This window comes from Rhodanobacter sp. KK11, assembly GCF_033345435.1.
In the GTDB taxonomy this organism is placed as follows: domain Bacteria; phylum Pseudomonadota; class Gammaproteobacteria; order Xanthomonadales; family Rhodanobacteraceae; genus Rhodanobacter.
This window is the reverse complement of sequence record NZ_JAWPMI010000004.1, coordinates 176,161-192,439: the sequence shown is the minus strand read 5'-3', so window position 1 is coordinate 192,439 and position 16,279 is coordinate 176,161. Positions and strand designations below refer to the sequence as shown.

General features: G+C 67.8%; 18 protein-coding genes and 1 riboswitch. Of the genes, 16 read left to right on the top strand and 2 right to left on the bottom strand.

The window, feature by feature from the left end:
* The first annotated feature begins 133 nt into the window (after nucleotides 1-133).
* On the top strand, nucleotides 134-1,276 hold the full coding sequence (locus R5H19_RS11365; RefSeq protein ID WP_318159115.1) for a DUF2235 domain-containing protein: 1,143 nt from the start codon (nucleotides 134-136) through the stop codon (nucleotides 1,274-1,276).
* A 9-nt stretch (nucleotides 1,277-1,285) separates the two neighbouring features.
* Here the strand turns inward: R5H19_RS11365 and R5H19_RS11360 are convergent, their stop codons facing one another.
* A complete protein-coding gene (locus R5H19_RS11360; protein WP_318159114.1) occupies nucleotides 1,286-2,554 on the bottom strand; it encodes a multidrug effflux MFS transporter in 1,269 nt (422 codons plus the stop codon).
* Between the two features lie 76 nt (nucleotides 2,555-2,630).
* Nucleotides 2,631-2,732: riboswitch (Fluoride riboswitch) on the top strand.
* Between the two features lie 69 nt (nucleotides 2,733-2,801).
* Between R5H19_RS11360 and crcB the strand changes: the two genes are divergently transcribed.
* From crcB to cfa, 3 genes are read left to right on the top strand one after another with little or no spacing between them, the layout of a single operon-like run.
* Nucleotides 2,802-3,188 (top strand): fluoride efflux transporter CrcB, encoded by a 387-nt coding sequence (gene crcB, locus R5H19_RS11355; protein ID WP_318159112.1) that lies wholly within the window; start codon nucleotides 2,802-2,804, stop codon nucleotides 3,186-3,188.
* Nucleotides 3,189-3,202: 14 nt separating this feature from the next.
* Nucleotides 3,203-3,541 carry a DUF190 domain-containing protein gene (locus tag R5H19_RS11350; RefSeq protein WP_318159111.1) on the top strand — a complete coding sequence of 113 codons (339 nt, stop codon included), beginning with the start codon at nucleotides 3,203-3,205 and terminating at the stop codon, nucleotides 3,539-3,541.
* A gap of 33 nt (nucleotides 3,542-3,574) precedes the next feature.
* Nucleotides 3,575-4,693: a cyclopropane fatty acyl phospholipid synthase gene (cfa, locus tag R5H19_RS11345; protein WP_318159110.1), complete on the top strand. Its 1,119-nt coding sequence runs from the start codon at nucleotides 3,575-3,577 to the stop codon at nucleotides 4,691-4,693.
* On the opposite strand, the gene gcvA is transcribed toward cfa, so the two are convergent.
* Nucleotides 4,644-5,597, bottom strand: coding sequence for a transcriptional regulator GcvA (gene gcvA / locus R5H19_RS11340; RefSeq protein WP_318159109.1), 954 nt, complete (start codon nucleotides 5,595-5,597; stop codon nucleotides 4,644-4,646). The two genes, cfa and gcvA, sit on opposite strands and share 50 nt — an antisense overlap.
* A 120-nt stretch (nucleotides 5,598-5,717) precedes the next feature.
* Between gcvA and R5H19_RS11335 the strand changes: the two genes are divergently transcribed.
* From R5H19_RS11335 to R5H19_RS11280, 12 genes are all read left to right on the top strand, one after another.
* On the top strand, nucleotides 5,718-6,410 hold the full coding sequence (locus tag R5H19_RS11335; protein ID WP_318159108.1) for an NAD(P)H-dependent oxidoreductase: 693 nt from the start codon (nucleotides 5,718-5,720) through the stop codon (nucleotides 6,408-6,410).
* A gap of 140 nt (nucleotides 6,411-6,550) precedes the next feature.
* Nucleotides 6,551-7,591 carry a proline iminopeptidase-family hydrolase gene (locus tag R5H19_RS11330; protein ID WP_318159107.1) on the top strand — a complete coding sequence of 347 codons (1,041 nt, stop codon included), beginning with the start codon at nucleotides 6,551-6,553 and terminating at the stop codon, nucleotides 7,589-7,591.
* A gap of 52 nt (nucleotides 7,592-7,643) precedes the next feature.
* Nucleotides 7,644-8,036 (top strand): hypothetical protein, encoded by a 393-nt coding sequence (locus R5H19_RS11325; RefSeq protein WP_318159106.1) that lies wholly within the window; start codon nucleotides 7,644-7,646, stop codon nucleotides 8,034-8,036.
* Between the two features lie 106 nt (nucleotides 8,037-8,142).
* Complete coding sequence (locus R5H19_RS11320; protein ID WP_318159105.1) at nucleotides 8,143-8,529, top strand: YciI family protein; 387 nt, start codon at nucleotides 8,143-8,145, stop codon at nucleotides 8,527-8,529.
* Nucleotides 8,530-8,577: 48 nt separating this feature from the next.
* The gene (locus tag R5H19_RS11315; RefSeq protein WP_318159104.1) at nucleotides 8,578-8,985 is read left to right on the top strand and encodes an MAPEG family protein; all 408 of its coding nucleotides are present in this window, start codon (nucleotides 8,578-8,580) and stop codon (nucleotides 8,983-8,985) included.
* A 419-nt stretch (nucleotides 8,986-9,404) separates the two neighbouring features.
* Nucleotides 9,405-9,746 carry a hypothetical protein gene (locus R5H19_RS11310; protein WP_318159103.1) on the top strand — a complete coding sequence of 114 codons (342 nt, stop codon included), beginning with the start codon at nucleotides 9,405-9,407 and terminating at the stop codon, nucleotides 9,744-9,746.
* On the top strand, nucleotides 9,743-10,615 hold the full coding sequence (locus R5H19_RS11305; protein WP_318159102.1) for a TraB/GumN family protein: 873 nt from the start codon (nucleotides 9,743-9,745) through the stop codon (nucleotides 10,613-10,615). Before R5H19_RS11310 ends, R5H19_RS11305 begins: the two co-directional genes overlap by 4 nt.
* Before the next feature lie 160 nt (nucleotides 10,616-10,775).
* Nucleotides 10,776-13,013 (top strand): DNA topoisomerase IV subunit A, encoded by a 2,238-nt coding sequence (gene parC, locus R5H19_RS11300; RefSeq protein WP_318159101.1) that lies wholly within the window; start codon nucleotides 10,776-10,778, stop codon nucleotides 13,011-13,013.
* A gap of 213 nt (nucleotides 13,014-13,226) precedes the next feature.
* The gene (locus tag R5H19_RS11295) at nucleotides 13,227-13,655 is read left to right on the top strand and encodes a hypothetical protein (RefSeq protein ID WP_318159100.1); all 429 of its coding nucleotides are present in this window, start codon (nucleotides 13,227-13,229) and stop codon (nucleotides 13,653-13,655) included.
* A gap of 40 nt (nucleotides 13,656-13,695) precedes the next feature.
* A complete protein-coding gene (locus R5H19_RS11290; protein ID WP_318159099.1) occupies nucleotides 13,696-13,986 on the top strand; it encodes a biotin--protein ligase in 291 nt (96 codons plus the stop codon).
* Nucleotides 13,983-14,759 carry a biotin/lipoate A/B protein ligase family protein gene (locus R5H19_RS11285; RefSeq protein WP_318159098.1) on the top strand — a complete coding sequence of 259 codons (777 nt, stop codon included), beginning with the start codon at nucleotides 13,983-13,985 and terminating at the stop codon, nucleotides 14,757-14,759. Before R5H19_RS11290 ends, R5H19_RS11285 begins: the two co-directional genes overlap by 4 nt.
* A gap of 128 nt (nucleotides 14,760-14,887) precedes the next feature.
* Nucleotides 14,888-16,276, top strand: coding sequence for a pitrilysin family protein (locus R5H19_RS11280; RefSeq protein ID WP_318159097.1), 1,389 nt, complete (start codon nucleotides 14,888-14,890; stop codon nucleotides 16,274-16,276).
* Nucleotides 16,277-16,279: the final 3 nt, after the last annotated feature.

Below are 16,279 nucleotides of genomic sequence, written 5' to 3'. Positions count from 1 at the left end.
CGTGGTATGCGCCCGTTGGCGATGTGGAAATGCACAGGGTACGCCTGCGCGCCGCTTCCGGCACTGGCCCGGCCAGCCGACGGGGCCTAGAGTCGCCATCGGCAACCCCGAATGCACCGCGCTGGAGGGCACCATGGCCACACGCCGGCTGGTACTGCTGTTCGACGGCACCTGGAACAAGCCCGAATCGAACACCAGCGTGGAGCGCCTGCGCCAGCTGATCGCGCCGCGCGATGCCGCCGGCAACCCGCAGCTGGTCAACTACATCCCGGGCGTGGGCGTGAAACCCGGCATCACCCACCTGCTCGGCGGTGCGTTCGGCTACGGCCTGTCCGACCACGTGCTCCATGGTTACCGCTGGCTGTGCGAAACCTGGCAGCCCGGCGACCTGCTCTACCTGTTCGGATTCAGCCGCGGCGCCTATACCGCGCGCAGCCTCGGCGGGCTGATCCGCAAGTGCGGCCTGCTGCGCTGCGACACCCACGGCAGCGTGGCCGAAGCCGACGTCTCCGCCGCCTACGATTTCTATCGCGACGCCGCCAGCCGGCCCGACGACCCGCTGGCGGTGGCATTCCGCGCCAGCCATTCGACCGTGATCGACATCCACTTCATCGGCGTATGGGACACCGTCGGCTCGCTCGGCATCCCCGGTACCGCCTCGTGGTTTCCGTTCGCGCGCAAGCGCTACCAGTTCCACGACACCGAACTCAGCAAGATCGTGAAATACGCCTACCAGGCGCTGGCGCTGGACGAGCACCGCGCCGACTTCGCGCCGACGGTGTGGACGCGCAACCCGTACACGGTGAAGCCCGGCGAGACGCTGACCTCGAAGAAGCTCGAACAGATCGAGATCGAGCAGCGCTGGTTCATCGGCGCGCACGCCGACGTCGGCGGCGGCAACGACCGCGACGGCGCCGGGCGCCGGCCCGACCCGCTGCCCGACCTGCCGCTGGCGTGGCTGCAGCGCAAGGCGATCGACGCCGGCCTGGCCTGCAACACGCTGTTCGTGCCGGCAGGCGACGCCGACAGCGGCGTGCCGCGCAACTCGTACGCGGAGTTCATGGCCGGCATCTACAAGGAGTTCAAGCCGCCGTTCGACCGCCGGCTCGGCACCGGCGTCAACGAGAAGGTGGACGACTCGGTCTGGCAACGCTGGCTCGCCGACGGCAGCTATCGCTCGCCGTCGCTGGTCCGCGCGTTGGCCGATGCTACCGTGCTGATGGCGGGGGATGCGGTGGTGCGCAACCCGGCGACCCTGCCGGAATCGCCGGCCTGACCCGCACCTTCAGCGCGGCTCGGCCATCTCCGCCTGCATGGCCGCCGCCGTGCCGGTGTCGGCCAGCGGCCGGTCCAGCGACTGGCGCGTGATGCGGTGATACCACCACCACGCCAGCACGCCGGCCACCGTCAACGCCGACGCGCCCAGCGCCAGTGGCAGCATGCTCATCGACAGCAGCGGCGACATCACCCCGGCCACGAAGCCGCACAACAGCAAGCTGGCGAACGCCTGCACCGAGGAAATCCCCCCGCGATGGTGCGGGAAACGATCCAGCAGCAGCAGCGTGAGAGTGGGGAACGCCAACTGCACGCCGATGCCGTGCAGCACCAGCGGCAGCATCGACCATGGCAGTCGTGGCGCGGGCAGCACCAGCGCCAGCAGCAGGTGCAGCGCGCAGGCCAGCAGCATCGCCGCATAGCCCAGGCTCACCGTGAACTTCGCGCTGCACCGTGAAGCCATCCGCCCGGACAGCCAGGCACCGCCGATCAGGCCGGCCACCACCGGCAGGAACAGCCACGGAAAGCCCTGCGCCGACAACTGCAGCAACTCGCGCACGATGCGCGGTGCCGAGGCGATGTACAGGAACAGCCCGGCAAAATTCACCGAGCTGGATACCAGCAGTGGCCAGAACGACCGGTCGCGGCCGAACCCGAGGTAACCGGCCAGCAGTGGCCGCAGCGCGAAACGGATGCGCCGCGACGGCGGATGCGTCTCGTGGAAGCTGCCCTGGAACACCACGGCCAGCAGCAGCGTGAAGCCGGCCAGCAGCCAGAAGATGCCGTGCCAGCCGCCCAGCGGCAGCAGCCATGCGCCAACCATCGGCGCAATCACCGGCGCCACCCCGAAGATCATCATCACCCGCGACATCAGCCGTTGCGCGTCGGCGCCTTCGAGACTGTCGCGGATCACCGCCCGTCCCACCACGATGCCGGCGCCGGCGCTCATGCCCTGCAGCGCGCGGCAGGCCAGCAGCATCGCGAACGAAGTGGACAGCGCCGCGCCCACCGATGCCAGCGCATACACCACCAGGCCCGCCACGATCACCGGCTTGCGCCCACGTGCATCGGAGATCGCGCCATGGAGCAGGCTCATCGCCGCATAGGTCACCAGATACACGCTGACCAGCTGTTGCAGCGCCGTGTCGTCCACCCGGAAATGCGCGCCGACCAGCGGGAACGCCGGGAACACCGCGTCGATCGAGAACGGCCCGATCATCGACAGCGCGGCCAGCAGCCACGGCAGGCGGCGGCGCACGGGATGGCGGGGTGGATTCATGGAGACACGGGTCATCGACGGGGCCGGGCAGTATAGATGTCCGCGCTTGACGTCGGGGCTGCCGGATCGACTAGGATGGCCGCTCGGAGATGGCATGCCTCCCGTTGCGGCACCCGCGATGGCGCCGGCACGAACCGCTTCCCGCGCCCGCGTCGAAGCTGATGATGCCTGCACCACCGGCTTCCGGCGGCGCAGGCGTGCCTGCCGCCGCGGCAGCCGGACACTTTCACTGTCGGGAGGCGTGCACGTGAGCTGGAACGGATTTGTGGCAATCGGCATCGGCGGCGCTTTGGGCTGCTGGCTGCGCTGGGGACTGGGCGTGCTGCTCAACCCCGTCTTCCCCACCCTGCCGCTGGGCACGCTGGCGGCGAACCTCGCCGGCGGCCTGCTGATGGGCTGCGTGATGGGCCTGTTCGACCACTTCCAGGCACTGTCACCGGCACTGCGGCTGTTCGTGTTCACCGGCTTCCTCGGCGGGCTGACCACGTTCTCCACTTTCTCGGCCGAGTCGGCCACCCTGCTGCTGCGCCAGCAATACCTGTGGTTCAGCGGGCACGTGGCGGCGCACCTGGCGGGTTCGCTGGCGATGACCGTGCTCGGCATCGCCCTCACCCGCAGCCTGTTGCGGCATTGAACCGGGAGCAGCGCATGCACCAGGAAACCCTGCAACACGGCGTGCACCTGACCTTCTACTGCCACTCGCGCAGCAAGCACGACGGCATGTTGCTGTCCGAGTGGCTGCTGGAGCAGGCCAGGGCGCATGGCCTGGGCGGCGGCTCGGTGTTCCGCGCGATCGCCGGCTTCGGCCGCCACGGCGTGCTGCACGAGGAGCAGTTCTTCGAGCTGGCCGACGACCTGCCGGTGAAGATCGAGTTCCTGCTGCGCGAGGATCAGGCCGAGTTGCTGCTGCAGCTGGTGCGCAACGCCGGCGTCGACGCGACGTATGCATGTGCGCCGGCAAGCTTTGCCGTGCTCGGCGGCGACTGACCTTCACGATTCCACCCACCGCGAGAACGACGCATGAGCCAGGACGATCTGAAAAATCGCGCCAGCGAACTGCTCGAACAGGCCGGCATCCGCATCGACGGCGATGCGCCCACCGACCTGCGTGTGCACGACGAACGCCTGTACGCACGCGTGTTCGCGCACGGCTCGCTGGGCCTGGGCGAAGCCTACATGGACGGCTGGTGGGACGCCGACGACCTGCCCGCCATGTGTACCCGCCTGCTCACCGCCGGGCTGGACCAGGAACTGAGAACCCTCGATACCCTGCTCGCCCACCTCAAGGCCCGCTTCGTCAACCTGCAGCGCGGCGAGCGCGCATTCGAGATCGGCAAGGTCCACTACGACCTCGGCAACGACCTGTTCCACGCCATGCTCGGCAAGCGCCTGGTGTATTCCTGCGGCTACTGGGCCAAGGCCGACAACCTCGACGACGCGCAGGCGGCCAAGCTCGACCTGGTCTGCCGCAAGCTGCAGCTGAAAACCGGCCAGCGCGTGCTCGACATCGGCTGCGGCTGGGGCGAGGCGCTGAAGTACGCGGCCGAGCGCTACGGCGTCGAGGGCGTCGGCATCACCGTGTCGCAGCAGCAGGCCGAGTACGCGCGCGAGCTGTGCGCCGGGCTGCCGATCGAGATCCGCCTGCAGGACTACCGCGAGGTCGACGAACGCTTCGACGCGGTGTACTCGATCGGCATGTTCGAGCACGTCGGCGGCAAGAACTACCGCACCTATTTCGAAACCGTGCGTCGCTGCCTGAAAGGTGACGGCCTGTCGCTGCTGCACTGCATCGGCAGCAACGGCGCGCCGGCGCAACCGGACCCGTGGATCGAGAAATACATCTTCCCCAACTCGATGATCCCCGCCGCCAGTCAGGTTGCCGCCGCGCTGGAAGACCTGTTCGTGGTCGAGGACTGGCACAATTTCGGCGCCGACTACGACCGCACCCTGACCGCCTGGCGCGCCAACATCGAAGCGGCGTGGCCCAGCCTGCCGCCGCACTACGACGAGCGCTTCCGGCGCATGTGGCGCTACTACCTGGCCGTCTCCGCCGCGGTGTTCCGCAGCCGCCGCGACCAGCTGTGGCAGATCACCCTGAGCCCGCACGGCGTGCCCGGCGGCTATCGCGTGCCGCGCTGAGTGCCGGCGGCGATAGCGGGCATGTGTGCGTCATTTCGGCCTGCAGCCAGGTTCCCAGCGCCTGCAGTTCGTCGCGTCGCGGCGTATCGGGTGCATGCACCAAGTGATAGCGGTAGCCCTCCAGTTCCGGGCCGAACGGCTGCACCAGCGCACCGCTATGGAGGTCGGGGGCCACTAGCAGCAGGCTGAGCAGTGCCACACCCTGTCCGGCCAGTGCCGCTTGGATCGCATGGCTCTCATCGGTGAATACCACACCCGAATCCACTTCCACGCCACGCACACCGGCTTGTTCCAGCCATCGCCCCCAGGTGGGATTGTCGCGGCGCCGATGGCGCCATTCGAAATGCAGCAGCGGCCACCGACGCAGGTCCGTGCGTCGGCGTAGGCCCAGGGCGGGGCTGCACACCGGAGCAAAGCGGTCGGCCACGAGCGGCAGCACGAACAGGCCGGGATACGGTCCGTGGCCGTAGCGAATCGCCGCGTCGATGTCGCGCCCTTGCAGACGCACCGGCTCATCCGACGCATGCACGCGCAAGTCGAGATCCGGGTGCGCCTTGCGGAACGAGGCGATGCGCGGTACCAGCCAGCGCGCGGCGAACGCGCTGGTCACCGATAGCGTCAGGCTGTGGCGGGTACGGCGCTCGGCCAGCGCATCCAACGCCCGCGCGAAAGCGTCGAAGCCGTCGCGCAATACCGGGTACAGCTCTCTCGCCGCCGCGGTGGCCACCACCTGGCGTGTCTGCCGCTCGAACAACCGCACTCCCAGCCGCTCCTCGAGCTGACGGATCTGGTGGCTTATCGCGGCTGGCGTCACGGCCAATTCGTCGGCCGCGTGTTTGAAACTCGAATGCCTCGCCGCCGCCTCGAAGGCGAGCAGCGAGGCCAGGGGCGGAAGCTTGCGCATGGCGATCCCGTAGTTGAATCAAGTTCATCCATCGGTTGGAAAATTATCGTTTGTCGCCCGTCTTTTCCAGCCTCACGCTGGCAACTAGATGAACTTTCCTCATCCTGCACGAGACGACTCATGATGACATTGCTACACATCGACGCGAGCGCCCGCCCCGGCCGCTCCGACCGCCAGGCTCACGGCTCGCACACCCGCCGGCTGAGCGCCCGCTTCGTCGAGCGCTGGCGGGCGGCGCGGCCGGGCGATGCCTACGTCTATCGCGACGTCGGCCGCCAACCGCCACCGCCGGTCAGCGGCGAATGGATCCATGCCGCCTTCACCCCGCCGGTTCAACGCGAGCCATGGATGCGCAAGGTATTGGCCGGCAGCGATGCGCTGGTGGACGAGCTGATCGACGCCGACCTGATCGTCGCCGGTGTGCCGATGTACAACTTCGGCGTGCCCGCCGCATTCAAGGCGTACATCGACCAGGTCGTCCGTGTGGGCCGCACCTTCGGCTTCGATCATTCACGCAAGGGCGCCCCCTACTGGCCCCTGCTGGACGACCGCCCGCGCCGGCTGGTGATCCTCGGCGCGCGCGGCGACTTCGGCTATGCCGACCGGTTGCGCGCGATGAACCACGTGGAGGACGCCATCCGCACCGCATTCGGTTATATCGGCATCACCGAGGTACATGCGGTGGCGGTGGAATACGATGAGTTCGGTGGAGAGGCGCTTGCCCGCTCGCTCGCTCAGGCGGAGGCAGACGTCGACCGGCTGGTCGAACGGCTGTGCGAGGCAGTGCGGAGCCCGCTCGTCCGCACCTCCTGAACGGCGTGAAGCAACGGAGCCACTGAGAGGCGCGTCCGGCCGCCACCGCGTGCCGCACTGGAACGCCCGTACCGCCGCAGTTGCAGGCAACACCACAGCACCGCATAGTCCTGTTTGACCTTGCACCCGAGGGAATACCGATGAAGCGTCGCATCGCCACCTTGCTGGCCGGCTTGGCCCTGCTCGCCGGCGCCGCCATGGCCAGCACCACCACACCCACCACCACCGCGCCCGGCGCTGGCTACTTCGACAACAGCGGCCGCGACGACGTGCTCGCCGGCGGCGTCAAGATGATCCCGATCACCACGCCCAAGGGCACGTTCCGCGTCTGGACCAAGCGCGTGGGCAACAACCCGAAGCTGAAAGTCCTGCTGCTGCACGGCGGCCCCGGCGCCACCCACGAATACTTCGAGGCGTTCGACAGCTACTTCCCTGGCGCCGGCATCGAGTACTACTACTACGACCAGCTCGGCTCGGCCTACAGCGACCAGCCGAAAGACGATGCGCTGTGGACCATCGACCGCTACGTAGACGAAGTGGAGCAGGTGCGCCGGGCGCTGCACCTGGACAAAGACAACTTCTGCCTGCTCGGCCAGTCCTGGGGCGGCATCCTGGCGATGGAGTACGCGCTGAAATACCAGCAGCACCTGAAGTGCCTGGTGATCTCCAACATGGTCGACTCGATCCCCGCCTACAACGACTACGCACACAAGATGCTGATGCCGGCGATGGATCAGAAACAGCTCGCCGAAGTAAAGAAGCTGGAAGCCGAACACCGCACCGACGACCCGCGCTACATGCAGATCCTCACCACCATGCACTACGAGAAACACGTGCTGCGCATGCCGTCGGCGCAATGGCCGGAACCCGTAACCCGTTCGTTCGGCCACATCAACCAGCATATCTACGCCCTGATGCAGGGCCCCAGCGAACTCGGCGCCAGCGGCCGCCTGCTCAACTGGGACCGCAGCAAGGACCTGCATCTCATCACCGTGCCCACCCTGGTGATCGGCGCGCAATACGACACCATGGACCCGAAGTACATGGCCGGCATGGCGAAGAAACTGCCGCACGGGCAGTTCCTGCTGTGCCCGAAGGGGAGCCATATGGCGATGTATGACGATCAGCAGGTGTACTTCGGGGGATTGATCGGGTTCTTGCGGGGCATCGAAGCCAAGTGACGTGAATCGGCGCGTCGAAACACCATGAATTTCTCAGGATCAGGGGTGACACATGAACATGTTCTTGCGGTGGGGCAGCGGGTTGTGCGTACTCGTGCTGTTCGGCATGGGATCGAGTGGCGCTGCCTTGGCCGCCGCTGCCAAGGCAATGCCCGCGTTCGGCAAATACGGCTGCACCTCGTCCAGGTACAAGGCTGCTTCAGGCACTTACGAGTATGCCCCGCGCGGCTCGTTTACGCTGGCAGCTGATGGAGCCTACGACTATCTCGGTTTCGACAAGCCGAGCAAGGGGAGTTACCGCTTCGACGGGTCGACTGGAAAAATCTCCTTCCGGGGCGGTTATTTCGACAAGGGCGAAGCCACGCCCATCGAGGGTCATGCCAACAGGTTCTATCTCGTTTTCCCGGGCATGCCGGAGAGCCGCTGGACCTGCGGCCTGAAGTGACCCTCGAAAATAAGGGGACGGAGGAAGTTAAATAGGCCAGCACTTATGGACCGTCCCCGCCCGTGCTCCGACACCTCCTTCCCCGCCCAGTCAACGGAAGCCATCCATGAGCCAGCCAGACCCGCCCTCCGACTACCTCATCCTCTCCCGCGGCCAATGGGACAAGGACGCCTCGCCGGAGCAGATCCAGACCGTGATCGACCGGTTCTACGCGTGGTACGACCGGCTGGTGAGCGAGGGCCGGATCGGTCCCGGCCAGCGGTTGGCGCGCGAGGGCAAGGTGGTGTCTCGGCAGGCGACTACGGACGGCCCGTTTGCCGAGGCCAAGGAAGTGGTCGGCGGTTACTGGTTCATCCGCGCGCACAGCCTGGATGAAGCAGCGCGCATCGCGGCGGAGAACCCATGCCTGGCCTACGGCCTGGTCTGCGAGGTGCGGCCGCTCGACCTGACGCGCGCCAGCGCCTATGCCCTGACCAACGAGACTCCGACGTAACCGCGGTACCGCACACCCCTCCACTCCACGCGAATCGCAGGCCGCGCCATGACCATTTCAGCCCTGGTACTCACCCTGTTCCTTGCCTGGACGCTGCTCCTGCTGGTCGTCATGGAGGTGCTGCGCAGCTACCTCGTCGTCACCGGCCGCGTGCGCTCGAACGAGTTCAAGCCCGACAACTCGAATATCTCGCCGTTCATGCAGCGGCTCGCCCGCGCACATGCGAACTGTGTCGAGAGCCTGCCGGTCTTCGGCGGCCTGCTGCTGGTCGCCATCGCGACGGGCCGGACGGAAGTCACGGACGCGCTGGCGCCCTGGTTGCTGGGCGCCCGGATCGTCCAGTCCGGCATCCACCTGGCCTCGACCAGCGTCATCGCCGTCAACGCCCGCTTCACCGCCTTCGCCGTGCAAATGGGCATCGGCGTCTATTGGGTCTGGAAGCTGCTTGGCCTGTAAGAGATAGGGCGACGGAAGGAATCAATCGACTGCAGGTGCAGGCACCACACCCTCACCACAAGGAACCGCAATGGATAGCCAGAACAAGTATTGGTTTCCGGCCAAGCGGTACGGCTGGGGTTGGGGTCTGCCGGTTCGATGGCAGGGCTGGGTTTGCGTGGCCATTTACGCGGGGTGCGTGGCGCTGGTCTTTCGTTTCCTGCGGCCAACGGCCGACCCCGTCATGTTCGCGATCAGCCTGGTGTTGCTTACCCTCGGCCTGACGGCCGTGTGCTGGCTGAAGGGCGAACCGCCCCGTTGGCGCTCGGGCGAGCGACCGGCCCTGAAATCGCGGGCATCCGCCCGCTCGGCCTCGCTGCGTCGCGCCGGGCGAGGCGACAGCGAAGCCCGGCGTCGGGGTCGCGAAGCCCGGCCGGGACGTGCCGAACCCCGACGCCGAGGTTCCGGACATCGACGGGGACCTGCGCCACCCCGACGCCGAGGTTCCGGACGTCGACGGGGACCTGCGCCACCCCGGCGCCGAGGCTCCGGACGTCGACGGGGACGTGCGCCACCCCGACGCCGAGGTTCCGGACGTCGACGGGGACGTGCGTAACCCCGACAGCGGGGTTGCCGAGATCGGCGGAGACCAACCGGACTTCGACGGCGAGGTTCCCGGAGCCGGCCGGCACCTGCGCCACCCCGACATCGCGGTTCCCCACTCCTTCGCCATCTCGCCGGGATTGAACTGGTCGCGGCCTGCCGCGACACTCCCGACATGAAGCCCTCGATCGCGCTGCGCCTGCTCGCCTGCCTCGCCTTGCTGCTCACCGGCGCCCCGGCGCTGGCGAAACCGGCCTTGTGGGTGGTGAAGGACGCCGACACCACGATCTACCTGTTCGGCACGGTGCACCTGATGCCGAGCGACGCCAGCTGGCATTACCCCGAGCTGGATCGGGCGATGGCGGACAGCCGCACGCTGTACATCGAGATCACCGACGACGACCCGGCGAACATGGCGGCGCTGGTGCTGCGCCACGGCATGGATGCGGCGCACCCGCTGTCCGGCCAGCTCGGCCCGGCGCAAGCGCACCGGCTGGACCGGCTGGCGAACAAGCTCGGCGTGCCCGGCGGCATGCAGACGCTGGACGTGATGCGCCCGTGGCTGGCCGCGCTGACGCTGGCGGTGACGCCGCTGCTGAAGGCCGGGCTCGACCCGGAACATGGCGTGGACAAGCAACTGAAGGCGCAGATGAGCGCTGCCGGCAAGCCGGTGCTGGGGCTGGAAACCGCCGAGCAGCAGATCCGCTTTCTCGCCGACCTGCCGCGCCCGGTCGAGCTGGCCCTGCTGCGCTCGACCATGCGCGACGCGGACAAAGGCACGTTGCGGCTCACCGAACTGATCGACGCCTGGAAGGCCGGCGACGTGGACGGCATCGCCCGCATCGGCAACGACGACATGCGCCGGCACGAGCCCAAGCTCTACCAACTGCTGCTGGTACAACGCAACCAGGCCTGGGCGACCAAGATCGCCGCGATGCTGCAGCAACCCGGCACCATCTTCATCGCCGTCGGCGCCGCGCACCTGGCCGGACCGGACAGCGTGCAGGCGCAGTTGCAAAAGCTCGGCGTCGAGGCCGTGCGCCAGTAATTCCCCGGCAGGAGTCCGCTCGCGGGCGATGCCTTTCGTGCCGTCATGCACCAGGGCGAACAGCATCGCCCGCGAGCGGGCTCCTACAAGAGGTCGCGGCTTTCTGGCACCATCGACCGGTTATCCCGCGCGTCGCGCGCCATTTTGCTGATCCAACCGCATGAACCTGCAAGCCAATTACGAACAGATCCCGCTGAAGGAATACGCCGAGCGGGCCTATCTCGATTATTCGATGTACGTGGTGCTGGACCGCGCGCTGCCGTTCGTGGGCGACGGGCTGAAGCCGGTGCAGCGGCGCATCATCTACGCGATGAGCGAGCTGGGCCTGGCCGCCACCGCCAAGCCGAAGAAGTCCGCGCGCACCATCGGCGACGTGATCGGCAAGTTCCACCCGCACGGCGACACTTCGTGCTACGAGGCGATGGTGCTGATGGCGCAGCCGTTCTCGTACCGCTATCCGCTGGTGGACGGCCAGGGCAACTTCGGCTCGCCGGACGACCCGAAGAGCTTCGCGGCGATGCGCTACACCGAAAGCAAGCTCAGCCCGATCGCCGAGGCGCTGCTGGGCGAGCTGGGCCAGGGCACGGTGGACTGGGTGCCGAACTTCGACGGCACGCTGGAGGAGCCCAGCTGGCTGCCGGCGCGCGTGCCGCACGTGCTGCTGAACGGCTCGATGGGCATCGCCGTGGGCATGGCCACCGACATCCCGCCGCACAACCTGCGCGAGCTGGCCAGCGCGTGCATCCACCTGCTCGACGAGCCGGACGCCACCGTGGCCCAGCTGTGCGAACACGTGCCGGGGCCGGATTACCCGACCGAGGCGGAAATCATCACACCGCGCAGGGAGTTGCTGGCGATCTACCAGACCGGCGGCGGCTCGGTGCGCGCCCGCGCGGTGTACAAGCGCGAGGAAGGCAACATCGTGATCACCGCGCTGCCGCACCAGGTCAGCCCGTCGAAGATCCTGGAGCAGATCGCCGCGCAGATGCGCGCGAAGAAGCTGCCGATGATCGAGGACCTGCGCGACGAGTCCGATCACGAGAACCCGATCCGCCTGGTGATCGTGCCGCGCTCGAACCGCGTCGACGCCGACGAGACCATGCAGCACCTGTTCGCCACCACCGACCTGGAAAAGAGCTTCCGCGTCAACCTCAACATGATCGGCCTGAACGGCCGGCCGCAGGTGAAGGACCTGAAGAAGATCCTCGCCGAGTGGCTGAGCTTCCGCACCAGCACGGTGACGCGCCGGCTCAACCACCGCCTGGCCAAGGTCGAGCGCCGCCTGCACCTGCTGGAAGGCCTGCGCATCGCCTACCTCAATCTCGATGAAGTCATCCGCATCGTGCGCACGGAGGACGAGCCCAAGCCGGCGCTGATGGCGCGCTTCAAGCTCTCCGAGGAGCAGACCGACTACATCCTGGAGACGAAGCTGCGCCAGCTGGCTCGCCTCGAGGAGATGAAGATCAACGCCGAGCGCGACCAGCTCGAAGAGGAGCGCGCGCGCATCAACGTGTTGCTGAAATCGCCGACCAAGTTGAAGAGCCTGATCAAGGATGAGCTACGCCTGGATGCCGAGAAATTCGGCGACGCGCGCCGTTCGCCGCTGGTCGAGCGCGAAGCGGCCCACGCCTTGGACGAGAGCGCGCTGGTGGCCAGCGAACCGGTCACCGTGGTGCTCTCGCAGAAGGGCTGGACACGCGCGGCCAAGGGCCACGACATCGACGCCGATGGCCTGAACTACCGCGAGGGCGACGGCCTGCTTGCCGCGGTGAAGGCGCGCACGACACAGCAGGTCGCCTTCATCGACTCCACCGGCCGCGCCTACTCCACGCCGGCGCACACCCTGCCCTCGGCGCGCGGCAACGGCGAACCGCTGACCGGCCGCTTCAGCCCGGCTGCCGGCGCCAGCTTCGACGCGGTGATCGCCGGCGACAACGACACCCGGCTGATCCTCGCCACCGACTTCGGCTACGGCTTCGTCAGCCGCTTCGAGGCGCTCACCGGCCGCAACAAGGCCGGCAAGCAGATCATCTCGCTCAGCGACGGCGCGAAAGTGCTGGCGCCGCAGGTCAGCGCCGATCCGGCGCGCGACCGCATCGTGGTGGTCACCAGCGAAGGCCACCTGCTGATGTTCTCGGTGGCCGAATTGCCCGAGCTGGACAAGGGCAAGGGCAACAAACTGATCGAGATCCCGAAGAAGCAGCTGGCCGAGGGCGAGCGCGTGGCCGGCGTGGCGGTGGTCACCGAAGGCAAGGGCGAAGTCACCATGTACGCCGGCGCGCGCAAGCTGACCCTGAAGTGGGCCGACCTGGTCGAATACGGCGGCAACCGCGCCACCCGCGGCGGCCTGCTGCCGCGCGGCCTGCGCCGGGTCGAGCGGATCGAGACCACCGGCTGAGCCACGCATCATCCGTAGGAGCCCGCTCGCGGGCGATGCCTTTGGGGCAGGATGACCAGACGTTCGTCTGTTGAGAGCCGGGATTCGCAAAAGCATCGCCTGCGGGCAGGCTCCTGCGATGGAGAGGAACTTGCCGTGGTTGCGCCGTTCCAACACGGATGTACACGACGGCGCAGCCTCGCGCGTTGGATACATGACAACTCCGGAGCGCGCATGAACATCCCACGATTTATTCCTGTCCTGCTGGCCACCCTGCTCGCCGCACCGGCATGGGCGCAGAGCACCGGCAAGCCGCTGAACCTGAAATTGCCGCCCAGCGACCTGCCGGCCGCCGGTAGCACTGCCGCGGCACCCGCCCGCGACGCGCCCGGCACGTACTACGGCGACACCAGCGGGCGCATGGGCAACAACGACACCGCCACGGCCGCGACCACCACCGACTGCGACGACTCCACCTACAACCAGCCGCAACTGCACGGCAGCGTCGGCATGGGCGTGGTCAGCGGCAACCATGTCGGCGGCAGCTACCAGACCGGCCGGGTGAACCTCACCAAGGCGTTCGGCAGCTGCGACCATCCCACCGGCGGCGTCAGCATCTCGGTCGGCGCCGGCAGCGGCCGCTTCCACGACCGCGGCCACTGACCGAAGCTATAATCGCCGGGTTGCGCAAGGGATGCTTTCGATGCACGGCGAATACAAGATGCCCGGCGGCAAGCTGGTGGTGATCGACCTGGCCGTGCGCGATGGTCGCCTCGCCGGCGTGCAGCTGAGCGGCGACTTCTTCCTGGAACCGGACAGCGCACTGGGCGCGATCAACCGCGCGCTGGAAGGCCACAGCGAACATGCCGACGAAGCCGCACTCGCCGCCAGCGTGCGCAACGCCCTCGCCACCGACGTGATGATGTACGGCATTTCGCCGGAAGCGATTGCAGCGGCCGTGCGCCGCGCCTTGCACGGGGAATCCGCCGCATGATGCGCACCGACTGGCGCGACCACGATTGGCAGCTGATCCACACCGCGCCGCAATCGCCCACCCTGCACATGGCGCTGGACGACGTACTGACCCACGAAGTCGGCGCCGGCCGCCGCGCACCGACCCTGCGCATCTGGGAGTGGGCGTCGCCGGCGGTGGTGATCGGCCGCTTCCAGTCGCTGCGCAACGAGGTGGACGGCGAGGCGGCGCGGCGCCACGGCATCGAGGTGGTGCGGCGCGTGTCCGGCGGCGGCGCGATGTTCATCGAGCCGGGTAACACCATCACCTATTCGATCTACGCGCCGCAGTCGCTGGTCAAGGGCTTGTCGTTCCAGGAGGCCTATGCCTTCTTCGACGCCTGGGTGCTGCAGGCGCTGGCCGAGCTGGGCATCAAGGCGTGGTACCAGCCGCTCAACGACATCACCTCCGAAGGCGGCAAGATCGCCGGCGCCGCCCAGGTACACCGCGGCGGCGCGGTGCTGCACCACGTCACCATGGCCTATGACATCGACGCGGCGAAGATGCTGGACGTGCTGCGCATCGGCCGCGAGAAACTCTCCGACAAGGGTACCGTCAGCGCGGCCAAGCGGGTCGACCCGCTGCGCAGCCAGACCGGCCTGCCGCGCGAGGCGGTGATCGAGCGCATGGTCGCCACCTTCCGTCGCCTGCACGGCCTCAGCGACAGCGCGCTGCGCGCCGACGAGCTGGCCCAGGCCGAAGCGCTCGCGCAGACCAAGTTCGGCAACCCCGCCTGGCTTGCCGACGTGGCCTGATCGCACGCATCGCCGCGGCTTTCGCAGGGCCCTGCGAACCCGGGGGCCGCCTCCCCCATTCGTCACTTGTGGACCCTCGCCGATCGCAGGACGATCCGGGTTCCGTTCGCGTTGACAAGGAGAGGTAGATGCGCGCTTCACGACTGTCCGTACTGGTCGCCGGGCTGTGCCTGGCCTTCGCCGCCCACGCGGCCGACACCGATACCTGGAAGCTGCCGGTCGCGGTGAAGAAACTCGACAACGGCCTCACCGTGGTGGTCTCCGAGGACCACAGCTCGCCCACCGTCGGCATCAGCATGGTCTACCACGTCGGCATGCGGCTGGAACCGCAGAACCGCACCGGCTTCGCCCACCTGTTCGAGCACCTGATGTTCGAAGGCACGCCGGACGCGCCCAAGGGCACCTTCGAGCGCGTGATCCAGGGCGGTGGCGGCGTGTTCAACGGTTCCACCCGCGCCGACTACACCAACTACATCGCTTCCGCGCCGTCGTCCGCGCTGGCGCCGATCCTGTGGCTGGAGGCCGACCGCATGAAGTCGCTCGACTTCAGCGCGAAGAACCTCGCCAACCAGCAGAACGTGGTGAAGGAGGAGATCCGCGTCAACGTGAAGAACCAGCCGTACGGCCTGTTCTTCTGGACCGACCTCAACCGCCTCGCGTTCGACAAGTGGGCCAACAACCACGACGGCTACGGCTCGTTCAAGGACCTGGACCACGCCAGCATCGCCGACGTGAAGACCTTCCACGACACCTTCTACCAGCCGGCCAACGCGGTGCTCGGCATCGCCGGCGACGTCACCCCGGAGCAGGCCTTCGCGCTGGCGCAGAAATATTTCGGCGGTCTGCCCGCGCGCGCGCTGCCGCCGCGGCCGGACGTTTCCGAACCGCTGAACGTCAAGCCACGCCACGAGGAGCAGACCGATGCGCTGGCCAAGGTGCCGGCGCTGGCGATCGGCTGGAAGATGCCCGCGCGCGGCAGCCGGGACCAGGTGCCGATGATGGTGCTGTCGCAGCTGCTGGTCGGCGACGACGCCTCGCGCTTCTACCAGGGCCTGGTCAAGGGCCGCGAGCTGCTGCTGAACATCCAGGGTGGGGTGAACTTCCCGCTCGGCGACGGCAGCGACTACGCCGGTCCGACCCTGCTGGGGCTGTTCGCGCTGTACAAGCCCAACGCCACGCCCGAGCAGGTGCTGGCCGCGATCGACGAGGAGATCGGCAAGGTCGCCAGCGGCGGCGTCGACGACGCCACCCTGGCCCGCGTGAAGACCAAGATGCTGTCGGACTGGTATGGCGGACTGGAATCCTTCCTCGGCCGCGCCGACACGCTGGCCAAGCTGCAGACCCTGTGGGGCGACGCGAACGTCGCTAACAAGATGCCCGGCTGGATCGAGGCGGTGAGTTCCGACGACCTCAAGCGCGTCGCCAGCGCCTATCTCACCGACGCCAACCGCAGCGTGATCGTGCGCCGTCCGGTCGCCGCCGCTGCCGCCCCCGCCGCCAAGGCATCCGCCAAGTGAGGA

Coding starts and splice junctions, on each gene's coding strand:
- R5H19_RS11365 (WP_318159115.1), top strand. CDS start 134: ATGGCCACACGCCGGCTGGTACTGCTGTTCGACGGCACCTGGAACAAG.
- R5H19_RS11360 (WP_318159114.1), bottom strand. CDS start 2,554: ATGAATCCACCCCGCCATCCCGTGCGCCGCCGCCTGCCGTGGCTGCTG.
- R5H19_RS11350 (WP_318159111.1), top strand. CDS start 3,203: ATGCACCAGGAAACCCTGCAACACGGCGTGCACCTGACCTTCTACTGC.
- cfa (WP_318159110.1), top strand. CDS start 3,575: ATGAGCCAGGACGATCTGAAAAATCGCGCCAGCGAACTGCTCGAACAG.
- gcvA (WP_318159109.1), bottom strand. CDS start 5,597: ATGCGCAAGCTTCCGCCCCTGGCCTCGCTGCTCGCCTTCGAGGCGGCG.
- R5H19_RS11335 (WP_318159108.1), top strand. CDS start 5,718: ATGATGACATTGCTACACATCGACGCGAGCGCCCGCCCCGGCCGCTCC.
- R5H19_RS11330 (WP_318159107.1), top strand. CDS start 6,551: ATGAAGCGTCGCATCGCCACCTTGCTGGCCGGCTTGGCCCTGCTCGCC.
- R5H19_RS11325 (WP_318159106.1), top strand. CDS start 7,644: ATGAACATGTTCTTGCGGTGGGGCAGCGGGTTGTGCGTACTCGTGCTG.
- R5H19_RS11320 (WP_318159105.1), top strand. CDS start 8,143: ATGAGCCAGCCAGACCCGCCCTCCGACTACCTCATCCTCTCCCGCGGC.
- R5H19_RS11315 (WP_318159104.1), top strand. CDS start 8,578: ATGACCATTTCAGCCCTGGTACTCACCCTGTTCCTTGCCTGGACGCTG.
- R5H19_RS11305 (WP_318159102.1), top strand. CDS start 9,743: ATGAAGCCCTCGATCGCGCTGCGCCTGCTCGCCTGCCTCGCCTTGCTG.
- parC (WP_318159101.1), top strand. CDS start 10,776: ATGAACCTGCAAGCCAATTACGAACAGATCCCGCTGAAGGAATACGCC.
- R5H19_RS11295 (WP_318159100.1), top strand. CDS start 13,227: ATGAACATCCCACGATTTATTCCTGTCCTGCTGGCCACCCTGCTCGCC.
- R5H19_RS11290 (WP_318159099.1), top strand. CDS start 13,696: ATGCACGGCGAATACAAGATGCCCGGCGGCAAGCTGGTGGTGATCGAC.
- R5H19_RS11285 (WP_318159098.1), top strand. CDS start 13,983: ATGATGCGCACCGACTGGCGCGACCACGATTGGCAGCTGATCCACACC.
- R5H19_RS11280 (WP_318159097.1), top strand. CDS start 14,888: ATGCGCGCTTCACGACTGTCCGTACTGGTCGCCGGGCTGTGCCTGGCC.